The sequence below is a fragment of the Pantoea graminicola genome (genome assembly GCF_048452665.1).
GTDB lineage: Bacteria > Pseudomonadota > Gammaproteobacteria > Enterobacterales > Enterobacteriaceae > Pantoea.
Genome location: NZ_JBLWSJ010000016.1, coordinates 1 through 6145 on the forward strand (window position 1 = coordinate 1; position 6145 = coordinate 6145).

General features: G+C 56.9%; 7 protein-coding genes. All 7 read left to right on the forward strand.

Features of this window, described 5'->3' with window-relative positions:
- The first annotated feature begins 536 nt into the window (after window positions 1-536).
- The 7 genes from ACNY69_RS21490 to ACNY69_RS21520 all read left to right on the forward strand — a co-directional run bounded on the left by ACNY69_RS21490 (window position 537) and on the right by ACNY69_RS21520 (window position 5813).
- Window positions 537-1037: an antirestriction protein ArdA gene (locus ACNY69_RS21490; protein ID WP_418800306.1), complete on the forward strand. Its 501-nt coding sequence runs from the start codon at window positions 537-539 to the stop codon at window positions 1035-1037.
- Window positions 1038-1076: 39 nt separating this feature from the next.
- Window positions 1077-1259: a hypothetical protein gene (locus ACNY69_RS21495; RefSeq protein ID WP_418800309.1), complete on the forward strand. Its 183-nt coding sequence runs from the start codon at window positions 1077-1079 to the stop codon at window positions 1257-1259.
- Window positions 1260-2005: 746 nt separating this feature from the next.
- On the forward strand, window positions 2006-2272 hold the full coding sequence (locus ACNY69_RS21500) for a DUF905 family protein (protein WP_418800323.1): 267 nt from the start codon (window positions 2006-2008) through the stop codon (window positions 2270-2272).
- A 73-nt stretch (window positions 2273-2345) separates the two neighbouring features.
- Complete coding sequence (locus ACNY69_RS21505; RefSeq protein WP_418800312.1) at window positions 2346-4382, forward strand: ParB/RepB/Spo0J family partition protein; 2037 nt, start codon at window positions 2346-2348, stop codon at window positions 4380-4382.
- Window positions 4383-4420: 38 nt separating this feature from the next.
- Window positions 4421-4858 carry a conjugation system SOS inhibitor PsiB gene (gene psiB / locus ACNY69_RS21510; protein ID WP_418800315.1) on the forward strand — a complete coding sequence of 146 codons (438 nt, stop codon included), beginning with the start codon at window positions 4421-4423 and terminating at the stop codon, window positions 4856-4858.
- Window positions 4855-5586: a plasmid SOS inhibition protein A gene (locus ACNY69_RS21515; protein ID WP_418800318.1), complete on the forward strand. Its 732-nt coding sequence runs from the start codon at window positions 4855-4857 to the stop codon at window positions 5584-5586. Before psiB ends, ACNY69_RS21515 begins: the two co-directional genes overlap by 4 nt.
- On the forward strand, window positions 5583-5813 hold the full coding sequence (locus ACNY69_RS21520; RefSeq protein WP_418800321.1) for a hypothetical protein: 231 nt from the start codon (window positions 5583-5585) through the stop codon (window positions 5811-5813). Before ACNY69_RS21515 ends, ACNY69_RS21520 begins: the two co-directional genes overlap by 4 nt.
- The last annotated feature ends 332 nt before the right edge of the window (window positions 5814-6145 follow it).

Genomic DNA, 6145 nt, shown 5'->3' on the forward strand with positions numbered 1-6145 from the left:
TCAAAGGATGTCGCCGGCCTGCTTTGCCCCGGTTCTAACACACAGAACCTGTCTGTTCTGTGTGGCTGATTATACAAGGATGTCGCTTCGCTCCGTCTTTTTTGCCGCTCCCCGACCTGCAGCCGGAAACCGGCAGGGACAGAATGCCGTGCCCTCACTGTATGCACCCGGATTGTGGCCAGAATGAAATAAGGACGTTGCTACGCGCCGCTATATTCAGCCATGCGGCGGGGCAGTGCAGAAAACCAAGTCCGTGCGGACTGCGGCCGGTGCCGTGACTTCACTTTAGCCCGGCCGCTGCGTGTTCAAGATATCGCTTCGCTCGCCATCCTCGCCCGTTCGCACTCGCTCCGCTGCGCTTACTTCCGTCGCGCCGCCGCTCAGAAATTCGCGTCAGCGCCGTGCGTAATCCCGTCTCCCGCTCGCTTGCGCTGCGGCCTGCGGTGTCGCTCCTGAACACTCCGCTTTCCGCCGGGCTGTCATTCAGTCACGGCACAGGCCGAAACGGTGATTACTTTGACTGCGGAGGATTTCTTATGACATTTAACGGACCAGCGGTATACGTCGGGACTTACCATAAATACAACTGTGGCAGCATTTTCGGGAAATGGTTTGATCTCACTGACTTTGAGGAAATGACCGAGTTTCACGACGCATGTCGAGAACTCCACGCATCCGAAGAAGATCCTGAATTTATGTTCCAAGACTGGGAGGGCATTCCATCTAAATTCGTGTCTGAATCCTCTATCGACTGGGATTTCATCGCGGCCTGGAAACAGGCAAAAGAAGAGGGCAGGGAAGACGCCTTTGTTGCCTGGGTGGATTATTCCGGCGAGTGTGATTTTGACGCCTTTGATGAGGCGTACAGGGGAAAGGCAGAAACGGAGGAAGATTACGCGTATGAGCTGGTTGAAGACAATGGCCTTCTGAATGATGTACCGGAGCCGCTGCGCTCTTATTTCGATTATGAAGCCTATGCCCGCGATCTGTTCAGCAGTGGCTATGTGTTGCACGACGGCTTTGTATTCAGCAATTGATGACGCCGGCAGGATGAACCCTGCCGTAAAGGATAAAAAATGAAACTGTCACCACAGACTCGAGACATCCTTCGCCAGTACAAAGTCGTGATCAACGAGCGCCGCCGCAGCAATGGCCAGAGAGAGCTGAGAACCGAAGAGATCGTAGATGAAATCTGTTATTTCATGACCTGCCAGAGTGCTGTTTATCTCGGCAGTCACTTTATTCTGCAGAGAGGATAAGGATAAGCGAAATCATCAGGCGGTTGTGGCCGCCTTGTATCCCGCCAAAAACCTTCGCCTGCGGCGGCGGGGCGGACAGACCTGCGCCTGACGGCGCAGCGCCCTCACCGCAAATGAATACGTGGCCCATCAGTACGACTTTAACTGCTACTTTTCCGGCGTTTTTCCGCATATTCTGAGGCCCGGACGGCCCATTCTGCTCACTGTGAGCAGGAAGTTTTTTGTCTCTGCGGGCGTCCTGTCGGCTGTCATGCTTCGCACAGAGCCGGCAGGCCGTCTCTGCCCGGCCCCGTTCCGGGGCAGCGGGTTTCCATCCTGACGCAACACCTTCCGCTCACAGCAGCCGTTCCGGCTGCGCCGCTCAGTCCCGCCGTAAACGGCGCTCCCTGCATCCCGCCACCACACACGGCGGGATGTAAGGGGCAACGCTGTTTCGCGCCCGCGCGTCACATCGTTGCGGCGGGTTCCTGCTTTCCTCATGGATTGTTTCGCCCGTCTGAGTCCTTTCGCCGGGGCTGAGACAAGCACAAACCGCCTAGCTGTCCAGGGACGGCTGAAGCCTCTCGCCGGAAAATTTTTTATGTGGCCAAAAATTTTTCCGCTCGCTCCCGGACATCTGCTCCGGCCTGTGCTCGTTGCGCCCTTTGCGGCGAACGGCTCTCAAACGGGTGAAGGTTATAACCAGGGGAGCAAGCAGCAGTTCCCCGCAAAACGTCAAGACCGCGGCCCCGGCAACTCAACGGGTGATGGTTTTAAGGGAAAAAAGACAGGAGATATCAGTGGAACAGCCAGCAGTTGTGCGCTTACCGGATGACACCTATACGCGTGAGCAGGCGACGGCAGCCGCTGCGCAGTACGCCAATGTTGCTATCGAAGACGATCAGGGTACGCACTTTCGCCTGGTCGTGCGTAAGGATGGCGATTTGGTCTGGAGAGCATGGAATTTCGAATCAAACGCGGGTTACTGGCTGAACCGTTATATCGGTGATTACGGTATTCCCAAGGCGCAGTAAGCAGTTAAAAGGCGCCCTGCGGAGCAGCCACTCCGCAGGGCGGGACAGTCATTAATCTCACGAGGTATCAACGATGTCAGTAGCCAATGTTAAAGCAAAAGCGCCTAAAAGAACCAGCGCTAAAAAAGTGATCGACGCCGAACAGGCGGCGGTAAAAGCCGCGCTTGAAGCCGCGCCGGTTGAATACGCGCCTCTCTCAGTGTTCGTCATGTCGCTGCTTAATGCCCGCACCATCCCATATTCCACTGAAAGCGTGGAAAGCATGGCGGTAACCATTAAGTCGGTCGGCCTGTTGCAGAATCTGATCGCCCACGAACTGCCAGAGGGTGAACTGGCAGTGGCCGCAGGTGGCAAACGCCTCACAGCCCTGAATCTGCTGCTCTCACAGCAGTTTCTGACCCCTGATTACCCGGTGCCTTTCAAGCGCGTCTCACCGGAAATGGCCGCGCTGGTTTCCTACATTGAGAATGCGCAGCGCAGCGATATGCATGCGGCGGAGCAGATTGCCAGCTTCGGTACCCTGGCTTATCAGGGTAAAACTCCCGAACAGATTGGCGCCGGGCTGGGCTACAGCACCCGTCACGTTCAGCGCATGCTGAAACTCGCAAACCTTGCGCCGTCGCTGCTTAAGCTGCTGGCAGAGGATCAGCTGACGGTTGAGCAGTGCCAGGCGCTTTGCCTTGAAGACGATCAGGCCCGTCAGGTGCGTGTTTATGAAGAGGTAAAAGCCTCCTGGCATAACCTGCCCGTCACCATGTTACGAAAACTCATCACCGATAAAGAAATCTCCATCACGGATAAGCGCTTTCTCTTCGTGGGTCGTGAGACGTACGAGGCAGCAGGCGGTGTCGTGCGCGAAGACCTGTTCAGTCAGCAGGAGGGTGAGGGAACGGCTGATGCGGTTCTGCTGGAAACCCTGACCCTGCAGAAGCTGACCGCAATGGCGCAGGCCATTCAGGAAAGTGAAGGCTGGAAATGGAGCCTGGGCCAGCTGAGTTCGCTTTATCCGCACCGGGATGCGCTGACGTATCAGCTGACCGACGAGCCAGAACCTGTCTACATCGGTGACGAAGAAAGACGCATCAATGATCTGTACCAAGTGGCTGATGAATGTGCACAAAGTGCTGACGATGATGGCTATAGTGCAGCCAGCGATGAAATTGAAATCATCGAGAAATCAGCACGGGTTCGTGCCTGGACCCCGGAAGTTCGTGCCATGTCGGGCGTGGTGGTCGGGTTCGATAAATACGGTGAGCTCTGTGTGCAGCGCGGCGTTCTTAGGGTTGCCGATCTGCAGGCCGATGATAGCAGTGAAACTGAACAGGTCACACAGCCTGCCGTACCTCAGATCAGCCCAATCAGCATGGCTAAAAAGCCGGATGCGGCTGAGGGTATCAGTCTGCCACTTCTCACCAAAATGTCGTCTGAGCGCACCCTTGCCGTGCAGGCTGCACTGATGCAGCAGCAGAAAAAGGCTGTTTCTCTGCTGGTCTGGCAGCTTTGCAACAACGTATTCAGCTCCGGCTCACAGTATGGCAACCCGTTCAGTATCCGCGTAACCGTACCACACTACAGCCTGACGCAGGATGCCCCGTCCGGTGACAAAGGCCCGGGCTTTACCGCCCTGATGCAGGAAAAGGCTCGTCTGGAATCCCTGCTGCCGCAGGGATGGGATAAAGACTTCACCACATTCTTCGATCTGAGCGGTGAAACGCTTATGTCACTGATGGCGTTCTGTGTTGCCTGTTCGGTTGACGGGGTGCAGACGCGTGAATATCAGCGCACCACTGACAGCCGCCTGGACACACTGGAAAATGCGATTGGCTTCCACATGCGTGACTGGTGGCAACCCACAAAGGCGAACTTCTTCGCTGACCTGAAGCATACACAGATTGTCGAGTCGCTGACTGAGGCCGGGTTTACAGGCGCAGCTGCTGACGCGGCGAAAATGAAGAAGGGCGATGCCGCTGAACTGGCTGAGGGAAAAATACGAGATACGCGCTGGGTGCCAGCCTGGATGAAAGGGCCGGAGCCTGAAACGACTGATGCGGCCGGGTCTGCTGAGGCTGGCAGTGACACTGACAACAACGATTCCGCTCACGCGGCCTGATAAGGAGCGCCGCCCTTCGGGGCGGCATGGAGATAAAGATGAATAATAACAATGCTCTGAATCTGTCCGTGCTGACCGCAATGCACCCCTGCGAATTTGAGGAGTGGCGCGAAAGAGGAGAGAACGATCGCCACATTCTGACCAGCGCCGTCGCACAGCTGCTGCACGTACCCGCTGGCTGGATGGTCAATGGGGAATACCGTGGAGAATTTGGCGGATTCTTTCCGGTTCAGCTGCGCTACACCCCGCCCGGAGAGGCGTTCAGTCTCTGCGTATGCAGTCCGGGAGACGTGTCCGGGGAGTGGCTGATTGTACTCATATCAGCCGACGGTGATTGCGTGCGCGAAGTGCTCAGACTGACGCCGTTCGACCCGCAGCGTATCAGCGGCCTGATCGCCGCAGCGGCACAGGCATGCCTGCTGGAACACAGCGCTGCCGGAATGGCGGAATACCTGGCAGAAGGAGAATACGCATGATCCCGAACTGTCGTTCACTGGTTCCGCTTTCTCCTGCACGCCGTGCAGCGATGCAGGCCATCGCGTTTGTTGAAAACAGACATGAACGTAACGTGTACTGTGCAGACTATCCGTATGCAAACGCCTTTTTCCGCTTTCTCAGGGGCAGCAGGCGGGTGACGCTGAAAGAAATCCGCTTTTTCCGTCCCTCGATGCTAGAGGCCGAATTCAGGGGGAACCGACAGGTATGGCTGGCAGCGATCGACAGAATGATCGCCAGCGCCGGTGAGGACTGCCCTAATCCGCTGAGCAGTTATGATGTTGACGAACTGTTTCCGGGATGGCGGTTTCAGGGCACAGAGCGGCAGCGGCGAAAAACGGAGCTGCTCAGTGATAAGTATTCCCGCCAGTACAGCCGTGAGAGAGAGGCGAAAACGCGGACTCATCAGGCAATAAAAGGGCAGGCTGAGATTGACCTGGCATTTCATACGCCAGCCAGTGTCAGCAGCTGGATATCACGCTGGTCCTGCTCGCAACTGCATCATACCGAGCTGGAGATCATGTTTTATCGGTGGAGTGAAAGGTTCCCTTCACTGAGATCTCTGGATCGCTGGGAAATGGCAGGCCAGCCGTTGTGGCGACTGGGGGCTGAGGCCGGGTTACTGTCAGAGGAATCGACTGCGATAACGCAGGTGCTGGAACGCTGGATGGTACCCAACAAGCTGATGTTCAGTGCGGTGGCGGTATGAGCCGGGGCGATTACGTTACCGAGCTGAAAACGGCGCGCAGTCAGCGCCGTAAGCTGATAACGATGTTTGAAAAACTCTGCGCAATGTCGTCCGAGTGGGATGGGCTTTCAGGGGCTCAGGAGAGTGAAACCGAGCGCCTGGCAGAGGCCGTCAGTGAGCAGATAAGGCGGCTGGACGACGACATTGCATACTGGCGAGGCGGCGGAAGCAAAGAGGACCTGGACTGACAGCATAGATCCGGAGGTATTCAGCGTGATCCCGGCAGAGTCTCTGCGGTAGTTTTTAAATAACCGACTGCCGGAACATGGCCCCCTTCGGCTCCCCGGCGTTGCCGGGTCGTCAGTCCCACTCCGCTAAGCGGCAAGCCGCTAAGCTCCGCCGAACCCCCTCGGGTTTCGGACATAGGGCCTGATGGCTGAGGTCAAAGGCTGCAACCGGCTGCCGCCGGTGCTTCAACCGGGCGCGCAGCGCCCTTTAATGGCGTCACGCCGTTCCGTCGTGACGACTGTGTTCATGCTCATCCCTGTGCTGTCACCCTTTTCCGGCTGGTACGGAGCGG